21 protein-coding genes are annotated in these 25,353 nt (G+C 59.7%); 10 read left to right on the top strand and 11 right to left on the bottom strand.

What is annotated here, in order from left to right; all coding sequences use genetic code 11:
• Positions 1-181: 181 nt before the first annotated feature.
• Positions 182-802 carry an HAD family phosphatase gene (locus MMG91_RS08015; RefSeq protein ID WP_310659282.1) on the top strand — a complete coding sequence of 207 codons (621 nt, stop codon included), beginning with the start codon at positions 182-184 and terminating at the stop codon, positions 800-802.
• A gap of 109 nt (positions 803-911) precedes the next feature.
• Positions 912-1,175 carry a DUF4404 family protein gene (locus MMG91_RS08020; RefSeq protein ID WP_310659283.1) on the top strand — a complete coding sequence of 88 codons (264 nt, stop codon included), beginning with the start codon at positions 912-914 and terminating at the stop codon, positions 1,173-1,175.
• Positions 1,176-1,258: 83 nt separating this feature from the next.
• Here the strand turns inward: MMG91_RS08020 and queF are convergent, their stop codons facing one another.
• Positions 1,259-2,089, bottom strand: a complete 831-nt coding sequence (queF, locus tag MMG91_RS08025) for an NADPH-dependent 7-cyano-7-deazaguanine reductase QueF (RefSeq protein ID WP_310659284.1) — start codon at positions 2,087-2,089, stop codon at positions 1,259-1,261.
• Positions 2,090-2,150: 61 nt separating this feature from the next.
• Positions 2,151-2,678 carry a cupredoxin family protein gene (locus tag MMG91_RS08030; protein WP_310659285.1) on the bottom strand — a complete coding sequence of 176 codons (528 nt, stop codon included), beginning with the start codon at positions 2,676-2,678 and terminating at the stop codon, positions 2,151-2,153.
• Between the two features lie 154 nt (positions 2,679-2,832).
• Here MMG91_RS08030 and MMG91_RS08035 point away from each other — a divergent pair, with 154 nt between their 5' ends.
• Both MMG91_RS08035 and MMG91_RS08040 read left to right on the top strand, forming a co-directional pair.
• The gene (locus tag MMG91_RS08035; RefSeq protein WP_030128399.1) at positions 2,833-3,513 is read left to right on the top strand and encodes a heavy metal response regulator transcription factor; all 681 of its coding nucleotides are present in this window, start codon (positions 2,833-2,835) and stop codon (positions 3,511-3,513) included.
• Positions 3,513-4,859, top strand: coding sequence for a heavy metal sensor histidine kinase (locus MMG91_RS08040; RefSeq protein WP_310659286.1), 1,347 nt, complete (start codon positions 3,513-3,515; stop codon positions 4,857-4,859). The genes MMG91_RS08035 and MMG91_RS08040 overlap by 1 nt, the downstream gene beginning before the upstream one ends.
• Positions 4,860-4,977: 118 nt before the next feature.
• On the opposite strand, the gene MMG91_RS08045 is transcribed toward MMG91_RS08040, so the two are convergent.
• The 3 genes from MMG91_RS08045 to MMG91_RS08055 all read right to left on the bottom strand — a co-directional run bounded on the left by MMG91_RS08045 (position 4,978) and on the right by MMG91_RS08055 (position 8,229).
• On the bottom strand, positions 4,978-6,222 hold the full coding sequence (locus MMG91_RS08045; RefSeq protein WP_305448986.1) for a lipoprotein-releasing ABC transporter permease subunit: 1,245 nt from the start codon (positions 6,220-6,222) through the stop codon (positions 4,978-4,980).
• A gap of 65 nt (positions 6,223-6,287) precedes the next feature.
• A complete protein-coding gene (gene lolD / locus MMG91_RS08050; protein WP_020700644.1) occupies positions 6,288-6,971 on the bottom strand; it encodes a lipoprotein-releasing ABC transporter ATP-binding protein LolD in 684 nt (227 codons plus the stop codon).
• 7 nt (positions 6,972-6,978) lie between these two features.
• Complete coding sequence (locus tag MMG91_RS08055) at positions 6,979-8,229, bottom strand: lipoprotein-releasing ABC transporter permease subunit (protein ID WP_305448985.1); 1,251 nt, start codon at positions 8,227-8,229, stop codon at positions 6,979-6,981.
• 94 nt (positions 8,230-8,323) lie between these two features.
• Here MMG91_RS08055 and MMG91_RS08060 point away from each other — a divergent pair, with 94 nt between their 5' ends.
• Positions 8,324-8,905, top strand: coding sequence for a PilZ domain-containing protein (locus MMG91_RS08060; RefSeq protein WP_305505620.1), 582 nt, complete (start codon positions 8,324-8,326; stop codon positions 8,903-8,905).
• A gap of 14 nt (positions 8,906-8,919) precedes the next feature.
• Positions 8,920-9,642, top strand: coding sequence for a glycerophosphodiester phosphodiesterase (locus MMG91_RS08065; RefSeq protein WP_305448983.1), 723 nt, complete (start codon positions 8,920-8,922; stop codon positions 9,640-9,642).
• A gap of 42 nt (positions 9,643-9,684) precedes the next feature.
• Here MMG91_RS08065 and sthA read toward each other — a convergent pair whose 3' ends face one another.
• On the bottom strand, positions 9,685-11,079 hold the full coding sequence (sthA, locus tag MMG91_RS08070; RefSeq protein ID WP_008073074.1) for a Si-specific NAD(P)(+) transhydrogenase: 1,395 nt from the start codon (positions 11,077-11,079) through the stop codon (positions 9,685-9,687).
• A gap of 207 nt (positions 11,080-11,286) precedes the next feature.
• Positions 11,287-12,336 (bottom strand): FAD:protein FMN transferase, encoded by a 1,050-nt coding sequence (locus MMG91_RS08075; RefSeq protein ID WP_405046522.1) that lies wholly within the window; start codon positions 12,334-12,336, stop codon positions 11,287-11,289.
• A 159-nt stretch (positions 12,337-12,495) separates the two neighbouring features.
• Here MMG91_RS08075 and MMG91_RS08080 point away from each other — a divergent pair, with 159 nt between their 5' ends.
• Complete coding sequence (locus MMG91_RS08080; protein WP_310659288.1) at positions 12,496-13,794, top strand: MFS transporter; 1,299 nt, start codon at positions 12,496-12,498, stop codon at positions 13,792-13,794.
• A 130-nt stretch (positions 13,795-13,924) separates the two neighbouring features.
• On the opposite strand, the gene MMG91_RS08085 is transcribed toward MMG91_RS08080, so the two are convergent.
• A complete protein-coding gene (locus MMG91_RS08085) occupies positions 13,925-15,388 on the bottom strand; it encodes a glyceraldehyde-3-phosphate dehydrogenase (RefSeq protein WP_310659289.1) in 1,464 nt (487 codons plus the stop codon).
• Positions 15,389-15,742: 354 nt separating this feature from the next.
• On the opposite strand from MMG91_RS08085, the gene mfd reads away from it, so the two are divergent.
• From mfd to MMG91_RS08100, 3 genes are read left to right on the top strand one after another with little or no spacing between them, the layout of a single operon-like run.
• Positions 15,743-19,192, top strand: a complete 3,450-nt coding sequence (gene mfd / locus MMG91_RS08090) for a transcription-repair coupling factor (protein ID WP_310659290.1) — start codon at positions 15,743-15,745, stop codon at positions 19,190-19,192.
• A gap of 10 nt (positions 19,193-19,202) precedes the next feature.
• Positions 19,203-19,781: a CsiV family protein gene (locus tag MMG91_RS08095; RefSeq protein WP_305448978.1), complete on the top strand. Its 579-nt coding sequence runs from the start codon at positions 19,203-19,205 to the stop codon at positions 19,779-19,781.
• An 11-nt stretch (positions 19,782-19,792) separates the two neighbouring features.
• Positions 19,793-22,486, top strand: coding sequence for a DEAD/DEAH box helicase (locus tag MMG91_RS08100; protein WP_310659291.1), 2,694 nt, complete (start codon positions 19,793-19,795; stop codon positions 22,484-22,486).
• A 116-nt stretch (positions 22,487-22,602) separates the two neighbouring features.
• On the opposite strand, the gene MMG91_RS08105 is transcribed toward MMG91_RS08100, so the two are convergent.
• The 3 genes from MMG91_RS08105 to MMG91_RS08115 form a co-directional block, all read right to left on the bottom strand.
• Positions 22,603-23,340, bottom strand: a complete 738-nt coding sequence (locus MMG91_RS08105; protein ID WP_310659292.1) for an S-methyl-5'-thioinosine phosphorylase — start codon at positions 23,338-23,340, stop codon at positions 22,603-22,605.
• Between the two features lie 12 nt (positions 23,341-23,352).
• Positions 23,353-24,351: a beta-N-acetylhexosaminidase gene (nagZ, locus tag MMG91_RS08110; RefSeq protein ID WP_310659408.1), complete on the bottom strand. Its 999-nt coding sequence runs from the start codon at positions 24,349-24,351 to the stop codon at positions 23,353-23,355.
• Between the two features lie 170 nt (positions 24,352-24,521).
• Positions 24,522-25,229: a TetR/AcrR family transcriptional regulator gene (locus MMG91_RS08115; RefSeq protein WP_095052051.1), complete on the bottom strand. Its 708-nt coding sequence runs from the start codon at positions 25,227-25,229 to the stop codon at positions 24,522-24,524.
• Positions 25,230-25,353 lie beyond the last annotated feature (124 nt).

Consider the following 25,353-nt stretch of genomic DNA (forward strand, 5'->3'; position numbering starts at 1 on the left):
GTACTGGCGCGGGCGCTTGGCCCAGGCGCAAAGGCCGCTAGTATATGACGGAAAACCCTGTTTAGGCAGCATCGTACGCGATGCCCTACGGATGATTCGTTTGACTGCGCGCCATTCATATCCGTGTCACTCAACTGTCACCGTCCACGAATAGCCTTGTTACTATTTCAAGGATGTTGACATGCCACGCGCCGAAACCTCGCCTCTCATCGCACCCCGCCTGACCGCTGTACTGTTCGGCCTCAGTGGATGTCTGGTGGATTTCGGCGCACGCACCCGCCAATCCGGCACACTGACTGCCGAGCATGCCGAAGCCACGTTCGGCGCTATGGATAGCCTGTCCAGCTTGCAGCGCCAACAGATTCCTTGCGCCTGGCTCGATGAACTGCCCCCCGCCCTCACCCACTCTCTGGCCGCGGCACTCCCGGACTGGATCAAACCTTCGCAACACCCGACAACAATCAATCCATGGCCGGCCCCGAACGCCTGTTGGCAAGCGTTGATGGCGTTGAATGTCGAGCGTCTGGACGGCTGCGTGCTGGTCAGCGGTGAGCCGCGACTTCTGCAATCGGGCCTGAATGCCGGGCTGTGGACCATTGGCCTGGCGTCCTGCGGTTCGCTGTGCGGGCTGGCCCCCAGCGAATGGCAGGCCTTGAGTCAAAAGGAACGGGAACATCTGCGCGGCAAAGCGACAATGCAGTTGTTCGGCCTGGGCGTGCATTCGGTGATCGATCATCTGGGCGAACTCGACACTTGCCTGGCCGATATCAGCCTGCGCCGGCTCAAGGGCGAAAAGCCCTGATCGAGATCATGCAGTTTGCCCGGGAGTGGATTAATCTAAAGATCAGCCATAGACCTTTGGCGCGCCGCTGCGGTCTATGCCAGTGCCTATCGATAAAAGGAAGAACACCATGCCTGCCCGCGAACTGCAAGAACAGCTCAACAAACTGCGCGAGCAATTGGAACAGAATCCACCGCTGACGGAAGCCGAACGCACAGACTTGCACGCGCTGATGCAACAGATCGAACTGGAACTTGAACTCGAAACCAAAACCCAAGACACCAGCCTCGCCGACAATGTGAACCTGGCCGTTGAACGTTTCGAAATCGAACACCCTACCCTTGCCGGCACCTTGCGCAACATCGTACAAGCCTTGGGCAACATGGGGATTTGAATCCGCCAGATGCATAAAGCCCCGCTATTGATAGCGGGGCTTTTTAATGTCTGCGACCTGAAATGAAACCCCTTGTGGGAGCTTTACTGACGAACCAGGCGATGGTTCGGCAGTTGTACGTCTTCAGTGCTGCGATACGGGTTGATGTCCAACCCGCCGCGACGCACATACCGTGCATACACCGTCAGTTTCTCTGGCTTCAGCAACTGTTGCAGGTCGAGGAAAATCCGCTCCACGCACTGCTCATGAAAGTCCGAGTGCTGACGGAAACTCACGATGTATTCCAGCAAACTCGCGTGATCCAGCGCCGCGCCGCGATACTCCACCGCCACGCTGCCCCAATCCGGCTGACTGGTAACCGGGCAGTTGGACTTGAGCAAATGGCTGTGAACGCACTCTTCAATAATGAGCGACTCATCGCACCGCAGCAGTTCCGGACGCGGATGCTCATAGTTGCTGACGCTGATGTCCAGGTCATCGATGCACACACCCGGCAACGCCACGACGCCTTCTGCCTCAACCTCTTTCAGGCTGCGAATCCGCACGCCCACCGGTTTGCCGGCAGCGGCCGAGAGGTCTTTCGCCAGCGTCGCTTCAAGGCTCGCGGTATCGGCAAACGCTGTTTGGTTCAGCGAGTTGAGGTACAGCTTGAACGACTTCGATTCGATGATGTTCGGCGAATCCGCCGGAATGCTGAATTCGCCAATCGCCACCACAGGCTTGCCGGACGGCAACAACCACGACAGCTCGAAGCAGTTCCAGAAGTCCACGCCCTTGTACGGCAGGGTTTCAGCCGTCAGGCCCAGTTCGGCCCATTTCGCGGTACGCGGGATCGGGAACAGCAAGGACGGCGTGTAGGTGGCGATGTATTCGCTGGATTTACCCAGCGGCGAATGTTCGGCTGCGGGATGCATGGCGGAAACCTGACTGAAGAATCAGCGGATTCTACCAGCCTTTGCTCCCGCCTTTGAGTGCTTACTGACTGACTGTCAATTTACCGACCATGCCGGCCTGATAGTGGCCGGGGATATTGCAGGCAAATTCCAGGTGGGTGGCCTTGGTGAAGGTCCAGGTCAGCTCGGCGGTTTTGCCCGGTTCCACCAGCACACTGTTCGGGTCATCGTGTTTCATCCCATGCCCTTCGGAAGAATGCCCCATGGAGCCGTGGTCCATGGTCTTCATCCCTGTGGGCATAAGCATGCCGCTTTGCTGCATCTGAAGCATTTCCTGCTGGTGCCGAGCATGCATCGCCGCGTCGCCAAGGTTGAATTCGTGCAATAACTGGCCTTTATTCACCAGTACAAAACGCACGGTTTCCCCGGCCCTGATATCCATCGCCTTAGAAGTGAAGGACATGTCGCCCATCACCACTTCAACGCTGCGGGTAGCCTTGGCGGCCGTTGCTGGTTGACCGAAGTCATAGGAATGCGCGGGGGAAGCCTCAAGCCCCAGGCTCAGAGTCAGCAAGCAAGCAGCCAGTACCAGATGATTGTGCAAAAACATAGTCGCGCTCCAACAAGATGAGGTTCAGCTTGTGGGAAACTCTAATCCGCGGGTACTGCCAACCACCTGACAGACAAATTACAACTTTGTCAGGTAGGCCTGCTTCGCCGCCACCCACGGTATAACGCACCTGTTCCAACTGCCCGAGTCGCCCATGAAACTGCTGATTGTCGAAGACCAACCGAAAACCGGCCATTACCTGCGTCAGGGCCTGACCGAGGCCGGGTTCACCACTGAACTGGCGGCCGATGGCAACACCGGCCAGCAATTGGCGTTGAGCGGTGATTACGCCTTGCTGATTCTCGATGTGATGCTCCCCGGACGCGATGGCTGGCAAATTCTGCAAGCGGTGCGCGGCGCGGGCCTCGACACACCGGTACTGTTTCTTACAGCCCGCGACGCGGTGGAGGACAGGGTCCACGGCCTGGAGCTGGGTGCCGACGACTATCTGGTCAAACCTTTTGCCTTCTCCGAACTGCTGGCGCGGGTTCGTAGCCTGCTGCGGCGCGGTAGCGCAACACCTCAGGAAACCAGCCTGCAACTGGCCGACTTGCGCCTGGACCTGATCCGCCGCCGGGTCGAGCGCAACGGCCAGCGCATCGACCTGACCGCCAAGGAATTCGCTCTGCTGGAAATGCTCCTGCGGCGTCAGGGCGAAGTGCTGCCAAAGTCGCTGATCGCTTCCCAAGTGTGGGACATGAATTTCGACAGCGACACCAATGTTATCGAAGTGGCGATCCGCCGTTTGCGCCTGAAGATCGACGATGACTTCCCGAACAAATTGATCCACACCGTACGCGGCATGGGTTATGTCCTTGAAGAGCGCCCTGCCTGATGCGCCGACTTTCACTCAGCAATCGCCTGGCGCTGCTGTTCGCAGCTTGCACTGCCGTGGTGTCGTTGTTTGCCGGGGTGTTGTTCAGCCGCGCCAGCGAGGCGCATTTTGTTGAACTGGACCAACAGTTACTCGACGGCAAACTGATTGGCTTGCGCCGGGCGCTGGAGGACATTCAGTCCAGCGAAACCGACGCCCGACTGGCCGATGAATTGAGCCGACAAGCCGATCTTTCGTTGCGCATCATTGGCAGCGACGGCCAACGCTTGTACGACAGCTCAGCCCGTTTACCCAAAGACTTGCCGCGCCAGTCGGGCCTGTCGACGGTGAGCGATGACGGTACCGACTACCGCGTCCTGAATGCGCCGCTGTTCCCCGATAAACCCGATTCACCGCAACTGACCCTGCTACTGGACATCACCCATCACCAGCATTTTCTGCAACGCATGCAGCACCTGATTTGGCTGACGGTCGGTTTGTCGGCGCTGGCCACCGCCCTGCTCGGTGCCTGGGCGGCGCGCAGTGGTTTACGCCCGCTGCGGCGCATGAGTGCGGTCGCCAGCGGCGTTTCGGCGCAATCGCTCAACGCCCGCCTGCCAGAAGCAGACATGCCGCCAGAACTCGCGGAAATGGCTCACAGCTTCAACGCCATGCTCGGACGCCTCGACGACTCTTTTCAGCGCCTCTCGGCGTTCTCCGCCGACATCGCCCATGAACTGCGCACACCGCTGTCGAACCTGCTGACCCACACCCAAGTCACCCTCACCCGCCCTCGCCCAATCGAGGATTACCGCGAAGCGCTGCACAGCAACCTCGAAGAACTGCAATGGATGGCGCAACTGGTCAACGACATGTTGTACCTGGCCAAGGCTGACCACGGCTTGCTGATGCCCAAGCGCGAACCGCTGGAACTGGCGGAAGAAGCCGATGTGCTGCTGGAGTTTTTTGCGCCGCTGGCCGAGGACGCTCAGGTGAAGTTGAGTCGTGACGGCAGCGCGCGCATGCAGGGAGACCGCAGCATGTTACGCCGGGCGCTGTCCAATTTGCTGGACAATGCGTTGCGGTTTACGCCGGTCGGTGGCGAGGTGCGGGTAAGGATTGTCGAGCAGCCGACTGGCTTGAGCTTGAGCGTTGAAAACAGTGGCGAAGGGATTTCTGAAGACTTGGTGCCGCGCTTGTTTGACCGCTTCTACCGGGCAGACCCGGCACGTCGTGAAGGCAGCAGTGAGCATGCGGGTTTGGGGTTGGCGATTACCCAGTCGATCATCCGCGCCCATGGCGGGCAGATTCGTTGCGAATCGGATATGGGGTGGACGCGGTTTGTGATTGAGTTGCCACGAACCTGATCGTTCCCACGCTCTGCGTGGGAATGCAGCCAGTGACGCTCTGCGTCACATCAAGAGCCGAACGCAGAGCGTCCGCTGAGGCATTCCCACGCGGAACGTGGGAACGATCATTGGAAGCTTACGAATACCGCAACGCAGTAGCCGGCTCGACTTTCGCCGCCCGCCACGCCGGATACACCGTCGCCAAAAAGCTCATGATGAAACCGGCGGAACAGATCAACAACACATCCGCGCCCTGCAGTTCCGACGGCAAGTTACTGACAAAGTACACATCGGAACTGAAGATGTGCTGCCCGCTGACCCGCTCCATCCAGCCCACGAGTTCGCTGACGTTCAACGCTGCAATCACGCCCAGCACGCCGCCAATCAAGGTACCGACAACCCCGATCACCGTGCCCTGCACCATGAAGATCGCCATGATCTGCCGAGGTGTCGCGCCAATGGTGCGCAGGATCGCGATGTCCGCGCCCTTGTCGTTCACCACCATGATCAGGGTGGCGATGATGTTGAACGCCGCCACCGCGACGATCATCAGCAACAGCAAGCCGATCATGGTTTTCTCCATCTTCATCGCGCTGAACAGGCTGCCTTGGGTGTGGGTCCAGTCGTCAGCCTTGTAGGCAGCGCCCAAGCCGGTCGCAATGTCGCTCGACACTTGCGGCGCGGCGTACAGATCCTTCACCGCCAAACGTACGCTCTGCACCTGATTCGGCTGCCAGTGTTGCATCTGCGCGGCATCGGCGAGGTGGATCAGCGCCATCGAGCCATCCAGCTCGGCGCCGACCTTGAACACGCCCACCACGTTCAGCCGCTGCATGCGCGGGGTAATCCCGCCCGGTGCGGTGCTGATTTCCGGCACGATCAGGGTGATCTTGTCGCCGACGTTCAGGCGAAAGCGTCGTGCGGTGATCTCACCGATCACCACGCCAAACTCGCCCGGCTTCAAGGCGTCGAGACGCCCCTGAACAATATGTTTGGCAACAATCGACACCTTGCCTTCCAGCGCCGGATCGACACCGCTGACCTGGATCGGCTGCATGGTGCCCTTGTAGGACAGCATGCCTTCCATCTCGGTGAACGGCACCGCTGCCGTCACTTCAGGATTCTTCATCGCCGCGGCGGCCACCGGCTGCCAATCTTCGATAGGGTTCACGCCGACGATGGTCGCATGGGGCACCATGCCGAGGATGCGCGAACTCATTTCGCGCTGGAAGCCATTCATCACCGACAGCACCACGATCATCGCCAGCACGCCCAGGGCGAGGCCGATCATCGAGGTCATCGAGATGAAGGAAACAAAGCGATTGCGGCGCTTGGCGCGGGTATAGCGCGTGCCGATAAAGATCGATAACGGTCTGAACATTCGCTGGGGCACCGTATAAAAATAAAAGACCCGACGCACTGTTCAGTACGCCGGGTTTCGGTCAATCAGATGGGTGTCAGGTAACCTTCCTGCAAATGCAGGACGCGATCCATCTGGCGAGCCAGGTTCATGTCGTGGGTCACCACCAGGAACGCGGTGCGCATCGAGGTGCTGAGCTCCAGCATCAAATCCTGAATGCCTTGGGCAGTATGGGAGTCGAGGTTGCCGGTCGGCTCGTCGAGCATCACCAGGCCTGGTTTGTTCACCAGGGCACGGGCGATGGCCACACGCTGGCGTTCGCCACCGGACAATTCCGCCGGTTTATGCTCCAGACGATGGCCCAGCCCTACTCGCTCCAGCAACGCCGTAGCACGCTGACGCGCTTCCGGAATCGCGGTTTTACCGATCAGCAACGGCATGCAGACGTTTTCCAATGCAGTGAACTCGGGCAGCAAGTGGTGGAACTGGTAAACGAAACCCAGCGACCGATTGCGCAGCAGGCCACGGGCCTTTTCGTTCAGTGCCGAGAGCTCTTCACCGGCTAGCCAGACGCTGCCCTTGGTCGGCGTATCTAGACCGCCCAACAGGTTGAGCAAGGTACTTTTGCCCGAACCCGAGGTACCGACGATAGCCACGCGCTCACCCGGGTGCAGCTCCAGCTGCAGACCGGCCAGAACCTCTACCGATTCCGGGCCTTCCACGTAGGATTTGCCCAGGTTGCGGCAGCTCAAGATTGCTTTATCACTCATGCCCGACTCACTCATAACGTAGCGCCTCCGCAGGCTGGGTGCGCGCGGCACGCCAGGCTGGATACAGGGTGGCGAGGAAACTCAGAACCAACGCGGCGGCGCAGACCATCAACACGTCCTGGCTCTGCACTTGCGACGGCAGGTAATCGATGAAATACACGTCGGCGTTCAGGAATTTGTGGCCGATCAGCCCTTCAAGAGCCGAGATCGCGGCGCTGACGTTCAGCGCGGCGAAGATCCCGACCACGGCGCCGATCAGCGTACCGAACACACCAATGACCGTACCCTGAACCATGAAGATCGCCATGATCTGCCCCGGCGTGGAGCCGAGGGTGCGCAGGATCGCGATGTCGCCCTTCTTGTCGTTCACCACCATCACCAGTGTGGAAATGATGTTGAACGCCGCAACGGCAACAATCAGCAGCAACAGCAGGCCGATCATGGCTTTTTCCATGCGAATCGCTTGATACAGATTGCCGTGGGTGCGGGTCCAGTCGCGAGCGTAATACTGATCTTCGCCAAGTTGCTGAGCAATGGTCCATGCCACGCGTGGTGCCTGGAACAGATCGTCAAACTTCAAGCGGATGCCCTGGACCTGATCCGGCTTCCAGCGATGCAGCTTCGCCAGATCCTGCAGGTTGGTAATGCCCAGATACCCGTCGATCTCACCGGCCCCGACATGGAAGATGCCGACCACGGTAAAGCGTTTCATGCGCGGGAACATTCCGGCCGGGGTCACGGTGACTTCCGGCGCGACAAACGTCAGCTTGTCGCCGACCGCCACGCCGAGCTTGGCCGCAGCCTTGTCGCCGATGACGATGCCGAAACTGCCTGGCGCCAGATCATCGAGTTTGCCCTGCTGCATGAAGTTATCAATGATCGATACCTGCCGTTCCTGCACAGGGTCGATGGCATTGAGCAGCACTTTGGAGACCTTGCCGTTGTTGGTCAGCAGGCCCTGCATCTGGACGAAGGGCGCAACCGCCGTCACCTGCGGGTTCTGCTTGACCTTGGCGGCCAGGCTTTGCCAGTCGCTGATCGGCTCACCGGACTCGATGGTCGCGTGGGGCACCATGCCCAGCACGCGGGTGCGCATCTCATGATCGAAGCCGTTCATCACCGACAGAACGACGATCATCACGACCACGCCAAGGGCGAGTCCGATCATCGAGGTCAGGGAAATGAATGACACAAAATGATTGCGACGCTTTGCACGGGTATAACGCGTGCCAATAAATACGAAGAGAGGTCTGAACATGTCGGGGCTTGTTCGGAGGGAAAAGGAACGTCCTTGTGGCGGGGGTCGATAACCAGCTTTACACTCAGACCACCGCCGCTACCATGGGTTCGCCATGTCGACATTAGATGAAGAAGATCGCCGCGAATACTACCGTATCGAGGACACGATCGCACTGGAAATTCGGCCCCTGTCTGCTCCCGAAGCCGCAGGCCAGGAAGTGTTGCAGGATGCTTCCCCTCTATTCAACCTGCTCAGCGAACTGCACCTGAGCGAATTCGAGTCGCAACACCTGCTGCGACAGATCAGCGAACGTGACCGGACCATCGCCGCGTTCCTCAAATCCCAGAACAAACGCATCGACCTGCTGAGTCAGGTGGTCGCCCTGACCGTGCTCGGGCAGATTGGCGAACCGCAGCCGGTGATCCTCTCCGAAGGGGGCATCGACTTTCAGCATCCGACGCCCATCGCCACCGGTGCGCATCTGTCGGTCAAATTGGTGCTGATGCCGCAAGCCCTTGGCTTGCTGCTGCGCGCCCGCGTCACCCACTGCGACCGCAAGGGCGACGGCTACGATGTCGGCACCGAGTTCGAATACGTCTCCGATGCCCAGCGGCAATTGCTGGCCCGTTACATCTTGCAGCGACAGGCACAAGAACGACGCCTGGCCCGCGAACAAAACGAATCAGGCATCTAATTTAAGGAAGAACCGTGACCCTCATCTACGGCCATCGCGGCGCCAAGGGCGAAGCACCGGAAAACACCCTGACCAGCTTTCAGGAATGCCTCAAGCACGGCGTTAGGCGCTGTGAACTGGACCTTCACCTGTCCAAGGATGGCGAGTTGATGGTGATCCACGACCCGACCCTCAAACGCACCACCGAGCGTCGCGGCAAAGTAGTCGAACATACCGCCGCTGAGCTGGTGACCTACGACGCGCGCAAGGGTGGCCCGGGCTGGATCAAACCCTGCCCGATTCCAACACTGGAAGAGTTGTTCGAGAAATGCGATTTCGAGCATTGGCAACTGGAAGTCAAAAGCGCTTCACGCACCCGTGCCGCGACCACCGTGCTGGCGATTCGCGAAATGGCGCAGCGTTTCGGTTTGCGGGACAAGATCACCATTACGTCGAGTTCACGCGAAGTATTGAAAGCCGCGCTGGACCTGGTGCCGGACGTGTCTCGCGGTTTGGTGGCCGAATATGCCTGGCTCGACCCGCTGAAGGTCGCGCAAAACTATGGCTGTGAGATTCTGGCGCTGAACTGGACCCTGTGTACGCCGGAACGCCTGCAGAAGGCGCAGCGTCAAGGGCTGCATGTGTCGGTGTGGACAGTCAACGAGCCCGCGCTGATGCGCAGACTCGCCGACTTCGGCGTTGACAGCCTGATTACAGACTTTCCCGGTTTGGCCATCGCCACGCTCGAGAATTGCTGAAATCGGTCTCCCCGGCCGGCTCAGGCCACCGGCCGGAGCCGCTCAAAAAAGCCGGTTGAGGCCATCGTACGCCGCTACCCGATAGGCTTCAGCCATGGTCGGGTAGTTGAACGTAGTATTGACGAAGTACTTCAGGGTGTTTTGTTCGCCCGGCTGGCTCATGATCGCCTGACCGATGTGCACGATCTCCGACGCCTGATAACCGAAGCAGTGAACGCCCAGTACTTCCAGGGTATCGCGGTGGAACAGGATCTTGAGCATGCCTTGCGGCTCGCCGGCAATCTGCGCACGCGCCATGCCCTTGAAGAACGCCTTGCCCACTTCGTACGGCACCTTGGCCTGAGTCAGCTCCTGCTCGTTCTTGCCGATCGAGCTGATCTCCGGAATGGTGTAGATGCCGGTTGGCACGTCGTTAACGAAGCGCCAGCTGCCGTTGTCGACAATGCTGCCAGCGGCCGAACGACCCTGGTCGTGGGCGGCACTGGCCAGGCTCGGCCAACCGATCACGTCACCGGCACCATAAATATTCGGTACGCAGGTGCGGTAGTTTTCGTCGACTTCGATCTGGCCACGGCTGTTGACCTTCACGCCGATATTTTCCAGACCCAGCTGATCGGTGTTGCCAGTACGGCCGTTGCACCAGAGCAAGGCATCGGCCTTGATCTTCTTGCCGGACTTCAGGTGCAGGATCACGCCATTGTCCACGCCTTCGACGCGGTCGTAGTCTTCGTTGTGGCGAACCGTGATGTTGTTGTTGCTGAAGTGATAGCTCAGCGCCTGGGAAATTTCCGAGTCGAGGAAGCTCAGCAACTGACCGCGGTTATCGACCAGCTCGACCAGCACACCCAGACCACTGAAGATCGAGGCGTATTCGCAACCGATCACGCCAGCGCCGTAAACGATGAGTTTGCGCGGGGTGTGGCCGAGGCTGAGGATGGTGTCGCTATCGTAGATACGCGGGTGATGGAAATCGATGTCCGCCGGGCGATAAGGACGCGAGCCGGTGGCGATGATGATGTGCTTGGCCACCAGTTTTTCAACCACGCCGTTGGCGCAGACCACTTCGATGGTTTGCTCGTCAGCGAAGCTGCCGGTGCCGAAGAACACGTCGACGCGGTTACGGGCGTAGTAGCCGGTGCGCGAGGCGACTTGTTTGGAGATGACTTTTTCGGCGCTTTTCAAAACGTCCGGGAACGAGAACCAGCGCGGCTCACCAATGGCCCGGAACATCGGATTGGTGTTGAACTGCATGATCTGCCGGACCGAGTGACGCAAGGCCTTGGACGGGATGGTGCCCAGGTGGGTGCAGTTGCCGCCGACCTGGCGACGACTATCGACCATCGCCACCTTGCGCCCTGCTTTGGCGGCATTCATTGCCGCGCCTTCTCCCGCCGGGCCGGAACCCAACACCACCACGTCGTAGTTGTAGACAGCCATGCATACTCCTCAGAACAGGCCGCGGCGCCCTCGGCACCTGCGGCTAAATCACGCCGATCTGCGGCGTGAAGGAACAATTTTGGGCCAGTGCAGAACCCGGACACAGTCTATAGAACCGTCAACGCCGGGCACATTAACCCTTGGTCGCGTCGTAGGCTAGTTTTGCCTGCACTACAACGCCATCAAAAACGCTTTTCAGTGCCGCAATCACTTGGTTTTATCACCTGCCAGGCGCTCAAATGCCTGATTGGTGCGTGTAACGAAACCTGTATCGGCACGAATCACAAAGAATGCACCAATGTCATGGGTTTCGGCATAGTCCCAACCCCGTTCAGGCCCAAGGATCAGCAACAGCGTCGATAGGCCATCGGCCATTAACGCAGAAGGATGAATCACTGTGACTGACGCCAGGGTATGTAGGACAGGTGCTCCGGCACGAGCATCGAAGGTGTGGGAATAGCGCCTGCCATTCTGCTGAAAATAATTGCGGTAGTCGCCGGAGGTGGACACGCCGTAACCGTCGACGGCGATGATTTTTTGCGCGACATGCTGGTCGTCGCGGGGCTCTTCTAACGCGATGTGCCAGGGTGAGCCGTCGAGTTTTCTGCCTGCGGCCTTGAGCTCACCGGTGACCTCCGCCAAGTAGTTGTGGATGCCCTGCTCTTCAAGCTTTGCGGCAATCGTGTCGACCGCGTAACCGGCAGCGATGCTGTTGAAGTCGACCTCAACCGCAGCGTCCTTGCATAACTGATCGCCATCTATGCGCAAGTGGGTGTAGCCGACGCGTTGCTGCACCTCGGCAAGCGCTTCGGTGCTGGGGACTTTTTCCTCACGCGCCTGCGGACCGAATCCCCACAGGTTGAGCAGCGGCTCCACCGTCAAGTCGAAGGAACCTTCGCTTTGGGATGACAACTGCTCGCCCACACGGACCAATTCGAGCACAGGGTCAGGCATGACCTGACAGCGACCGGCCGGCAGTGCGTTGAAGCGTACGGTGTCCGAGTCGCCGCGATAGGTCGAGAATTGTCGATCCACTTCGGCGAGGATATTTTCTACTTCGGCCTGCACCGCTTTCGGCCCGGGCGTGGAGGAATGTCTTACGTATTGAATGGAATAACGACTGCCCATGGTCGGGCCATCGAAGCGTTCCAGGCTGTCGCCGCTGCCACAACCGGACAAAACGCCGGCCAGCACCACAAGTCCACTCCACCGTCCAATTAACAAATCTTCATCTCCCCTCAAAACCGCGCCCGCCATTATGGGCCTCAGAGCGCATGGGAGCGAGCCTGCGTGGCGAGGGGGCTTGCCCCGTCCGATTGCGAAGCAATCGTAAATCCGGTCACCGCTATCGCGAGCAGGCTCGCTCCCACAGGTGCAGCGTTTTCAAACAAGATTTACCAGCGTGAGTACTTACAAATGTCTTCCAATACGAGCAACGGCAAAGCAATTTTTCGCGTCGTCAGCGGAAACTTCCTGGAGATGTTCGACTTCATGGTCTACGGCTTCTACGCCACGGCCATCGCCAAAACCTTCTTCCCTGCCGACAGCGCTTTCGCTTCCCTGATGCTGTCTTTGGCCACTTTCGGGGCCGGCTTCCTGATGCGTCCGTTGGGGGCGATTTTCCTCGGGGCTTACATCGACCGTCACGGTCGCCGCAAAGGCCTGATCATCACATTGGCAATGATGGCCGCCGGCACACTATTGATTGCCTGCGTGCCGGGTTATGCGACGCTGGGTGTCGCGGCACCGCTGATTGTATTGTTCGGTCGCCTGTTGCAAGGCTTCTCGGCGGGCGTGGAACTGGGTGGGGTGTCGGTGTACCTCGCCGAGATCTCCACACCAGGTCGCAAAGGCTTCTTCGTCAGCTGGCAGTCCGCCAGTCAGCAAGCCGCGGTGGTCTTCGCCGGCCTGCTCGGCGTGGGCTTGAACCACTGGCTCAGCCCCGAAGAAATGGGGGACTGGGGCTGGCGCGTGCCGTTCCTGACTGGCTGCATGATCGTGCCGGTGATCTTCGTGATTCGCCGTTCGCTGGAAGAAACCCCGGAATTCCAGGCGCGTAAACACCGCCCTACCCTGCAAGACATTGTCCGCTCGATTGGTCAGAACTTCGGTATCGTCCTCGCCGGCATGGCGCTGGTGGTGATGACCACGGTGTCGTTCTACTTGATCACCGCCTACACCCCTACCTTCGGCAAAGCCGAACTGCATCTGTCGGATCTGGATACGTTGCTGGTGACCGTGTGCATCGGCCTGTCGAATTTCTTCTGGCTGCCGGTGATGGGTTCTGTGTCTGACAGAATCGGGCGCAAACCCCTGCTGTTGGCGGCGACGATTCTGGCGATCCTCACGGCTTATCCAGCGCTGTCATGGCTGGTCGCGAACCCGAGCTTCAGCCATCTGCTGATCGTCGAGTTGTGGCTGTCGTTCCTGTATGGCTCGTACAACGGCGCCATGGTGGTGGCTCTGACCGAGATCATGCCGGTGGAAGTTCGCACGACCGGTTTTTCCCTTGCCTACAGCCTGGCGACCGCGACCTTTGGTGGTTTCACACCGGCGGCCTGTACGTATCTGATCCATGTGCTGGACAACAAGGCGGCGCCGGGGATCTGGCTCAGTGGCGCGGCAGTGTTGGGGTTGATTGCGACGCTGGTGCTGTTCAAAGGCAATCGGCATGAACTGCGGACCGCTCAAGCAGCGGTGGCTGGCGGCGCCTGATCCATCGCCTTCGCGGGCAAGTCTCGTTCCTACAGAGAAGAGGATCGTTCCCACGCTCTGCGTGGGAACGATCACCCACAAACAAAAACGCCCCGACCAAAGTCGGGGCGTTTTCATGTGCAGCTAAGGCTTAGCGCGGGAATGCTGGCGGGTTTACACCGGCCATGTCTTCCATCACGCGCACTACCTGGCAGCTGTAACCGAACTCGTTGTCGTACCAAACATACAGAACAACGCGGTTGTCGTTGCAGATGGTCGCTTCAGCGTCCACCACGCCGGCGTGGCGCGAACCTACGAAGTCGGTGGAAACCACTTCCTGCGAGCTGACGTAGTCGATTTGCTTATGCAGATCGGAGTGCATGGCCATCTGGCGCAGGTACTCGTTGATCTCTTCGCGGCTGGTGGCTTTCTCAAGGTTGAGGTTGAGGATGGCCATCGACACGTTTGGCGTCGGAACGCGGATCGCGTTACCGGTCAGCTTGCCGGCCAGTTCAGGCAGCGCCTTGGCGGCAGCGGTGGCAGCACCGGTTTCAGTGATTACCATGTTCAACGCGGCGCTACGGCCACGACGATCGCCTTTGTGGAAGTTGTCGATCAGGTTCTGGTCGTTGGTGTACGAGTGAACCGTTTCGACGTGACCGTTGACGATGCCGAACTTGTCATTCACAGCCTTCAGCACCGGCACGATGGCGTTGGTGGTGCAGGAAGCGGCGGAAACGATCTTGTCATCAGCGGTGATCTCACCGTGGTTGATGCCGTGAACGATGTTCTTCAGCTTGCCTTTACCAGGCGCGGTCAGAACAACACGGTCAATACCCGGGCAGGACAGATGCTGGCCCAGGCCGTCGGCGTCACGCCATACGCCGGTGTTGTCCACCAGCAGCGCATCTTTGATGCCGTACTGGGTGTAGTCCACTTCGGTTGGGTTCTTCGCGTAGATAACCTGGATCAGGTTGCCGTTGGCGGTGATGGTGTTGTTCGCTTCATCAATGATGATGGTGCCATCGAATGGACCATGTACCGAGTCACGACGCAACAGGCTGGCACGTTTGACCAGATCGTTCTCGGCGCCCTTGCGGACAACGATGGCGCGCAGACGCAGGCCGTCGCCACCACCGGTTTTCTCGATCAGGATGCGCGCCAGCAGACGGCCGATACGACCGAAGCCATACAACACAACGTCGGTGCCGGTACGACCGGAACCATTTTGCTTGCCGACCACATCGGCCAGTTCGTCACGGACGAACTCTTCGACGGTACGGCCATTGCCTTCGGTCTTGAACTTGACGGCCAGCTTGCCCAGGTCCACCGAAGCGGCACCGAGCTTGAGCTCGCTCATCGCCTTGAGCAGCGGGAATGTTTCGTGGACGGACAATTCGCTGTCATCGGACTGACGATGGCGAGCAAAGCGGTGAGCTTTGAGAATCGCGATGACTGAACGATTGATCAGGCTGCGGCCATAGATCGAGCTCACCACGTTGTTATTGCGGTAGAGCTGACCGATAAGCGGAATCATCGCTTCTGCGAGTGCTTCACGGTCGATCCATTCACCAAGACACTGGTCGGGCTTCTGAGTCACGGGAACCTTCCACATGTAGGGGCAGAAAAAAGGGGCTACATTATGCCGCCGACTGCCTCCCGTAGCAATGCGCGCCTGTCGCACGGGCGGTAACAGAATCCCGTTCAAAAAAATTACGCCCCGCTCCAGCCCAGTAAAACCGGGGCTTTCAGCACAGTCAATTTTCCGACGTTAGCGATGCCGTGTCCGTAACCCTCCGTAACACTGAGCGGTTTTCGCACTACATTTTCAGTATCAAACCGCCAGTTTTTGTCATTACCACTACATTTCACCCAACCTGTGCATATAGACACAGTCTGCAACTGACAGCCGGCACCTCAGGCCGTTACAATTGTCGACTTTGTCGCAACGCTTGGAGCTCAACCTTCCGTGCCCGTTCTGCGTCTACCGCTTCTCCCTGCCGCGGCAGGTAAACAGCACTGGGGCAACCTGCCCGGTGCCGCCCTGAGCCTGGCCATCGCCGAGGCCGCCAGCGCTGCCAAGCGCTTTACCCTGCTACTGACCGCCGACAGCCAGAGTGCCGAACGGCTGGAACAGGAGCTGAGTTTCTTCGCCCCGGATTTGCCTGTTCTGCATTTCCCCGACTGGGAAACCCTGCCCTACGATCTGTTCTCGCCACACCAGGACATCATCTCTCAGCGCATCTCCAGCCTGTATCGGTTGCCGGAGCTGGAGCATGGCGTGCTGGTCGTGCCGATCACCACGGCCCTGCACCGCCTGGCGCCGACCAAATTCCTGCTCGGCAGCAGCCTGGTGCTGGACGTCGGCCAGAAGCTTGATGTCGAGCAAATGCGCAGCCGTCTTGAAGCCAGCGGCTATCGTTACGTCGATACCGTCTATGAGCACGGCGAATTCACCGTGCGCGGCTCGCTGATCGACCTGTTCCCGATGGGCAGCAAACTGCCCTTCCGCATCGACCTGTTCGACGACGAAATCGAAACCCTGCGTACCTTCGATCCGGAAAACCAGCGTTCCATCGACAAGGTGGACACTGTTCGCCTGCTGCCGGCGCGGGAGTTCCCGCTGCAAAAGGACGCGGTCACCCGCTTCAAGGCGCGCTTCCGTGAGCGTTTCGATGTCGATTTCCGTCGCTGCCCGATCTTTCAGGATTTGAGCAGTGGGATTACACCGGCCGGTATCGAGTACTACTTGCCGCTGTTCTTCGACGAAACCTCCACGCTGTTCGATTATCTGCCCCAGGACACTCAAGTGTTTTCCCTGCCAGGCATCGAACAGGCGGCGGAAAACTTCTGGAACGACGTGCGCAATCGTTACGAAGAGCGCCGCGTCGATCCATCCCGTCCTTTATTGCCACCGGCCGAATTGTTCCTGCCCGTGGAAGATTGCTTTGCCCGCCTGAAGAGCTGGCCCCGCGTGGTTGCCAGTCAACAGGACGTGGAAACCGGTGTCGGTCGCGAGCGCTTCCCGGCTCAGCCGCTGCCGAACCTGGCCATCGAAGCCAAGGCCACTCAGCCGTTGGCGGCGCTGGCCGGTTTCCTCGACCAATTCCCTGGCCGCGTGCTGTTTACCGCCGAGTCCGCGGGCCGTCGTGAAGTGCTGCTGGAATTGCTGGAACGCCTGAAGCTGCGACCGAAAACCGTCGACAGCTGGCCAGACTTTGTTGCGAGCAAGGAGCGCTTGGCGATCACCATCGCGCCGCTCGACGAAGGTCTGTTGCTGGACGATCCAGCCCTGGCCCTGGTTGCTGAAAGCCCATTGTTCGGGCAGCGCGTGATGCAGCGCCGTCGCCGCGAGAAACGCGCCGACGCAAACAACGATGCGGTGATCAAAAACCTCACCGAGCTGCGCGAAGGCGCTCCGGTGGTGCACATCGATCATGGTGTCGGCCGTTATCTGGGTCTGACGATCCTGGAAATCGACAATCAAGCCGCCGAATTTCTGACCCTTGAATATGCCGAGAACGCCAAGCTGTACGTCCCGGTAGCCAACCTGCACCTGATCGCCCGCTATACCGGCAGCGACGATGCCCTGGCGCCGCTGCACCGCCTCGGCTCCGAGACCTGGCAGAAAGCCAAACGCAAAGCCGCCGAACAGTCGCGCGACGTGGCCGCCGAGTTGCTCGACATCTATGCCCGCCGCGCCGCTCGCGAGGGTTATGCCTTCGCCGATCCGAAAGCCGATTACGCAACCTTCAGCGCCGGCTTCCCATTTGAAGAAACCCCAGACCAGCAGACCACCATCGAAGCGGTGCGCGCCGACATGCTCGCACCGAAACCGATGGATCGCCTGGTTTGCGGCGACGTCGGTTTCGGCAAGACCGAAGTGGCGATGCGTGCGGCGTTCATTGCGGTGCACGGCGGTCGTCAGGTGGCGATTCTGGTACCGACCACCCTGCTCGCCCAGCAGCACTACAACAGCTTCCGCGACCGCTTCGCCGACTGGCCGGTGAGCGTGGAAGTGATGAGCCGCTTCAAGTCGACCAAGGAAGTCAACGCCGCGGTCGCGGACCTGGCCGAAGGTAAAATCGACATCGTCATCGGCACACACAAACTGCTGCAAGACGACGTGAAGATCAAAAACCTCGGGCTGGTGATCATCGACGAAGAGCACCGTTTCGGCGTCCGTCAGAAAGAACAGCTCAAAGCACTGCGCAGTGAAGTCGACATCCTGACGCTGACCGCCACGCCCATTCCGCGCACGCTGAACATGGCAGTGTCGGGCATGCGTGATCTGTCGATCATCGCCACGCCACCCGCCCGTCGCCTGTCGGTGCGCACGTTCGTCATGGAGCAGAACAAGAGCACGGTCAAAGAGGCCCTGCTGCGTGAGTTGCTGCGTGGCGGGCAGGTCTACTACCTGCACAACGACGTGAAGACCATCGAGAAATGCGCCGCCGACCTCGCCGAACTGGTGCCGGAAGCACGGATCGGCATCGGTCACGGGCAGATGCGCGAACGTGAACTCGAACAGGTGATGAGCGACTTCTATCACAAGCGCTTCAACGTGCTGATCGCCTCGACCATCATCGAGACCGGCATCGACGTGCCGAGCGCCAATACCATCATCATCGAGCGTGCCGACAAGTTCGGCCTGGCACAGTTGCACCAGTTGCGTGGCCGCGTCGGTCGCAGCCACCACCAGGCGTATGCTTACCTGCTGACACCGCCGCGCCAACAAATCACTCCCGACGCGGAAAAGCGCCTGGAAGCGATTGCCAATACCCAGGACCTCGGCGCGGGCTTCGTACTCGCCACCAACGACCTGGAAATCCGTGGCGCCGGCGAACTGCTGGGCGATGGCCAAAGCGGGCAGATCCAGGCCGTCGGTTTCACGCTGTACATGGAAATGCTCGAGCGCGCGGTAAAGTCGATCCGCAAGGGCGAACAGCCGAACCTTGATCAACCTTTGGGCGGTGGTCCCGAAGTCAATCTGCGTGTACCGGCGTTGATTCCCGAGGACTATCTGCCGGATGTTCATGCTCGACTGATTCTCTACAAACGCATTGCCTCGGCCACCGACGAGGAAGGCCTCAAGGACCTGCAAGTGGAGATGATCGACCGTTTCGGCCTGCTGCCGGAACCGACCAAGAACCTGGTGCGGATCACGGCGCTGAAATTGCAGGCCGAACAGCTGGGCATCAAGAAAGTCGACGGCGGCCCGCAGGGCGGTCGTATCGAGTTCGCCGCACAGACACCGGTCGATCCACTGACGCTGATCAAACTGATCCAGAGCCAGCCCAAGCGCTACAAATTCGAAGGCGCCACGATGTTCAAATTCCAGGTGCCGATGGAGCGCCCGGAAGAACGCTTTAATACTGTAGAGGCGCTATTCGAGCGCCTCATTCCGACCACTGCTTGAAGGACGCCGCATGCGCCTGTTTCGCTCACTGACCTTGTTGATGACGTTGTTGATGTCGCTGCTAGCCTCGACGGCGTTTGCCGATGATCTGTATCAGGTTGAAATGATTCTGGTACGGCAAAACGCCGTGCCCGCCATCGTCAGCCGCGCCGCGCCGGAAGACTGGGATGCCGGCGCCCAACGCATCAGCCCCGAGAGTTTTCGTACACCGAGCCTGAATGCCGAAGTGGAAAAGCTCAGCGCCAGCAACAACTACACCGTGTTGCTGCATAAAGCGTGGCAACAGAACCTGGGCGAAGAAGCCAGCAAAGTTGCGATCAGCGAGGGCAAGGAGCAGTTTGGCCAATACCCGATCGAGGGTACGTTGAGCCTGAAACTGGGGCGCTTCACTGACGTTGATGCCGATTTCTGGGTCAACCGGATTGATGCCAACGGCTTGGTTACCGCCAGCGAACGCCTGAAGCAGGAAAGCCACACCAAGAACGGTCAGCTGAACTTCCTCGATAACGGCCATCTGGGCCTGCTGATCAAGATCACTTCACTGACCGCCCCTGCGCCTCGGCCAGTCCCCGATGAAATTCCGGACTGATTGAAGCCCTTATGTCCTCCGCGACCCTGAGCAAACCCCTGGCAACATCCTGGGTCAGCCGATTCAAGGAACAGAGCCTGGAGCGTGGCCGTCGCTACGCGCTGGAAAACCGCGTCAGGATCGTCGAAGCCGGCGACGCCACCATCACCGCCAGTTGCGAAGGCTCTGGCGGCAACGTTTACCGTCAGACCATTCGCCTGCGCGAGTCGGCCAAAGGCACCTTGCTGATGATCGACGCCACCTGCACCTGCCCGGTTCACAGCAACTGCAAACATTGTGCGGCGGTGTTGCTGCAAGTGCAGGAAACCCTCGCCTACCCGGCAGCTGCCAAAGACGCCGAACTGCTGGAAAAACTTCAGGCCGTCCTGGAAAACCGTAGCCCGAAAGCGCCGCCGCAAATCCTCGTGGACAACGTGCAACCGGTGCCGCGCCTGTGGCTGGCGAGCATCGAGTTCAGCGCCTTCGAACCGCGCAATGGCAAGATGCAGCGGTACATCCAGCATCGGGCGGCGCTGTCCTTCAGCTACCTGGATGAATACGTCAGCGGACAGAAAAACACTGACATCCTGATTCGCCAAGAGACGCAGACGTTGCGGATAAAACGTCACCCGGAAGTCGAACAGGCCTACAGGGAACAGCTGCGAATCCTCGGTTTCAAGATCGCCACCCGACAAAGCAAGGCCCTGCCGGAAAGCGCCGGCGAACTCTACGAGATGGTCAACGACAGCGCCTGGCTGACTTTCACCCTCAATGAGCTGCCGAAGCTGCGCACCCAGGGTTGGGAGTTGCAGATCGACGAGGATTTCGGCTTCGACCTGACCGCCGTGGACGACTGGTACGCCACCGTCCAGCAGGCACCTGAGCGCGACTGGTTTGATCTGGAACTGGGGATCATCGTCAACGGCGAACGGCTGAGCCTGCTGCCGATCCTGTTGAACCTGATGCGCTCCCACACCGAGATCCTCAACCCGGAACGGCTCGCCCGACGTCGCGACGACGAACTGATTCTGGTGAACATCCCGCAGCGCCGCAGCACCGACCAAGGCCCGTTGCAGGTCGCCCTCCCCTTCGGCCGCTTGAAACCGGTGCTGGCCACCCTCGGCGAGTTTTATCTGCAAGAACCCGGCGAAACCACGCTGCGCCTGAGCAAGGCCGACGCCACGCGATTGAATCCGCTGGAAGGGCTGCCGTTGCTCTGGGAGGGTGGCGAGCAGATCCGCACCTTTGCCCAGCGCCTGCGCGACATCAAGGACCACACCGCGGTGGCACCCGAAGGCTTGAATGCCACCTTGCGCCCGTATCAGCTGGAAGGCCTGAGCTGGATGCAATCGTTGCGGCAACTGGAAGTCGGCGGGATTCTCGCGGACGACATGGGCCTGGGCAAAACCCTACAAACCCTGGCGCACATTCTCAGCGAGAAGAATGCCGGACGCCTCGATCGGCCGTGCATGGTGGTCATGCCCACCAGCCTGATCCCCAACTGGCTCGACGAAGCCGCGCACTTCACGCCGCAGCTCAAAGTGCTGGCGCTGTACGGCGTCAGTCGCAAAAAGCATTTCGACAATCTGGCCGATTACGACCTGATCCTGACCACCTATGCGCTGTTACCCAAGGACGTCGAACGCCTGGCCGCGCAGCCGTTGCACGTATTGGTGCTGGATGAAGCGCAGTACATCAAGAACCCCAACAGCAAAGCCGCCCATGCCGCCCGTGAGCTGAATGCTCGCCAGCGCCTGTGCCTGAGCGGCACGCCGCTGGAAAACCATCTGGGCGAGCTGTGGTCGCTGTTCCACTTCCTGCTGCCGGGCTGGCTCGGTGACGTGAAAAGCTTCAACCGCGATTACCGCGTGCCTATAGAAAAACGTGCCAGTGAAGTACGACTTCAACACCTGAACAGTCGGATCAAACCGTTCCTGCTGCGGCGGACCAAGGAACAGGTGGCCACCGAACTGCCGCCGAAAACCGAGATCATCCATTGGGTCGAACTCAACGAAGCCCAGCGCGACGTATACGAAACCATGCGCCTGGCCATGGACAAAAAAGTCCGCGATGAAATCACCCGCAAGGGCGTGGCGCGCAGCCAGATCATTATTCTTGAGGCCCTGCTGAAGCTACGTCAGGTGTGCTGTGATTTGCGTCTGGTCAACGATGCTGCCCTGCCCGCACGCGGCAGCACCTCCGGCAAGCTCGATAGCCTGATGGAAATGCTTGAAGAATTGTTCGAGGAAGGTCGGCGGATTCTGCTGTTCTCGCAGTTCACCTCAATGCTGTCGCTGATCGAGGACGAGCTGAACAAACGCGGCGTGGCGTATGCGATCCTGACCGGTCAGACCCGGGATCGACGCACGCCGGTGAAGGAGTTTCAGAGTGGCAAGCGTCAGATCTTTCTGATCAGCCTGAAGGCCGGTGGTGTGGGCCTGAACCTGACCGAGGCCGATACGGTGATTCACTACGATCCGTGGTGGAACCCTGCAACGGAAAATCAGGCGACGGATCGTGCGTATCGCATTGGTCAGGAGAAGCCGGTATTCGTCTACAAGATGATTGCCAGGGGCACGGTGGAAGAGAAGATTCAGCATCTGCAGAAGGAAAAATCCGATCTTGCCGCAGGGGTGCTGGATGGGCGCAAGACCGGGGATTGGAAATTGCAGAGCGATGACATCGAGGCGCTGTTTGCGCCGTTGCCGGAAAAAATTGATAGGTAGCGGTGTCTGACAGGCCGCTTTCGCGAGCAAGCCCGCTTGTGTCTTGCGCAGGAATTAGACTGGGGGGTGAGAGCGGGCTTGCTCGCGAAAGGGTCAACTCAATACAATGGCAATACTCAACCAGCCAGCACCCGCGCCAATGTCGATTTAACCTTGCCCATCCCGTCATGCAATGCCTGCTCGATCTCGGCCATGGTGATCACCGCTGTCGACTTGCCCGCCGCCGGATTCACCACCAGCGCCAGGCATGCGTAGTCCAGCTCCAGCTCACGTGCCAATGCCGCTTCAGGCATCCCGGTCATGCCGACAATGTCGCAACCATCACGTTCCAGCCGCGCAATTTCAGCGACGGTTTCCAGACGTGGTCCCTGGGTGCAGGCGTACACGCCATGGCTGCTGTAACCAACCCCTTCAGCCGCCAACGCCGCGATCAATTGCTGACGCAGGGGTTCGTTGTAGGGATAGCTGAAGTCGATGTGCGTGACCTGTTCCAGGTCATCGGCAAAATAGGTGTGTTCGCGACCGCTGGTGTAGTCGATCAATTGATGCGGCACGCAGAAATGCCCGGTGCCCATCGCGGCATGAATCCCGCCCACGGCGTTGACCGCGAGAATCGCTTCGGCACCGGCCTGCTTCAAGGCCCACAGATTGGCGCGGTAGTTCACCTGATGCGGCGGGAAACGGTGTGGGTGCCCATGACGCGCGAGAAACAGCACTTCCTTGCCAGCGTACTCACCGACCTGCACCTCGGCCGAAGGCGCACCGTAAGGCGTGTCCACCGCCAATGACTGACGAATGCTCAAGCCTTCGAGTTGAGTCAGGCCGGTGCCGCCGATAATCGCGTAAACCGTCATAGCGAAAAGTCCTTAATCAATCAATTGAGCTTCTCTGAGCGCGCCGATGGCCGCCAGCCAGCGCGGGTCTTGACGGTATTCGGTGTTGGCGTATGCCTGCCCGCGCATCCGCGCGATACGCGCCGAAGGCTTGACCTTCAAACGCTGGGCGGCGCTCAAGGCCAACTCGGCAGCTGCGCGATCGTTGCACACCAGGCCCATGTCGCAACCGGCGGTCAATGCCGCTTCGATGCGACTGGCGGCGTCGCCGACCACGTGGGCGCCGGCCATCGACAGGTCGTCGCTGAAGATCACACCGTCGAACTGCAGTTCGCCGCGCAGGATGTCCTGCAACCAGCGACGGGAGAAACCTGCAGGTTGGGAATCGACTTGTGGATAAATAACGTGGGCCGGCATGACGGCGGCCAGTTGCTTGCTCAATCGCGCAAACGGCACCAGGTCGTTGGCGCGGATTTCATCGAGGCTGCGCTCGTCGTTGGGAATCGCGACGTGGGAATCGGCCTCGGCCCAACCATGACCCGGGAAATGCTTGCCGGTGGCGGCCATTCCGGCACTGTTCATGCCGCGGATGAATGCTCCGGCGAGCAAGGCAGCGCGCTCGGGATCACCTTCGAACGAACGGGTGCCGACCACCGCGCTGCGCTGGTAATCCAGGTCCAGCACCGGGGCGAAGCTCAAGTCGAGACCGACCGCGAGCACTTCAGTCGCCATGATCCAGCCGCACTGCTCGGCCAGCTCTTCGGCATTCGGGTTATCGGCGATGGCGCGCATGGCTGGCAACCGCACGAAGCCTTGACGCAGCCGCTGAACCCGACCGCCCTCTTGATCCACCGCCAGCAGCAGATCGGGACGAATGGCACGGATCGAAGCGCTCAACTCGCGCACTTGACGCGGATGCTCGATGTTGCGGGCAAAAATGATCAGGCCACCCACTTCGGGCTGGCGCAACAATTGGCGATCTTCAGCCGTCAGCCAGGTACCGGCGACGTCCACCATCAACGAGCCTTGCAGGCCAGCAGTCATAGAGATTCCTTGATTACGAAAAACCCGGCTCGCACGAATTCGCCGCCATGGGCTGGGCCCGGCAGGTCGGCGATATCAATGAGGAGCGGGTTCAGAACGAGAGTCGGCATGGGCGGCTAGCTTAGCGGATGTCAGCTGCCGCGCCCACCCGTGTGCGGCTAAACCTTGGCGGCGACCGGGGCCGATTTGCTGCGTGGACGCAACTGCGCGGTGGCCATGGCCGTGTCGGTGACGCCGGTTTCGGCCCGCATGCCAGCGGCCAGGAACGGCACCATCAGACGCATCACTTGCTCGATGGAGGTGTTGACGCCGAAGTCGGTCTCGGCAATCGCACGCAAGGCCTTGATCCCCGACATGCTGAACGCCGCGGCTCCCAGCATGAAGTGCACGCGCCAGAACAGTTCAATCGGCGGAATGCGCGGAGCGGCCTCGTTGACCAGCATCATGTAGCGGCGGAACACCTTGCCGTACATGTCTTCCAGATAACGACGCAAGTGCCCTTGGCTCTGACTGAAGGCCAGCCCCAGCAAACGCATGAAAATGGACAGGTCGTTGCCGCTGCGTGGCTGTACCACCAGAGCTTGCTCGACAAGAATCTCCAGCAACTCTTCAAGGGTCGGTTTGTTCTCGGGCCTGGCCTGACGGCGTTCCAGCTCTTTATCGAGACTGAGGCAGAACGGCCCGAGAAAACGCGAGAAGACCGCCTGAATCAGCGCCTTCTTCGACCCGAAGTGATAATTCACCGCCGCCAGATTGACACCGGCCTTGCTGGTGATCAGACGCAATGAGGTTTCAGCAAAACCTTTTTCCGCGAACAACTGCTCGGCAGCATCGAGAATGCGTTCAACGGTTTCCGACTGGGCCATGGCTACTCCGCCTGACAAACACTTGTTTGAAACATACGTTTCAGTCCTGGCCTTGTCAAGTCTGGCGGTTCGTTTTGGGAATGGTCGGTCAGGTATTTAACCATACAACAGTGCCGCTTCAATC

It is taken from the genome of Pseudomonas sp. JL3, from assembly GCF_031570575.1.
Lineage (GTDB): Bacteria > Pseudomonadota > Gammaproteobacteria > Pseudomonadales > Pseudomonadaceae > Aquipseudomonas > Aquipseudomonas cucumis.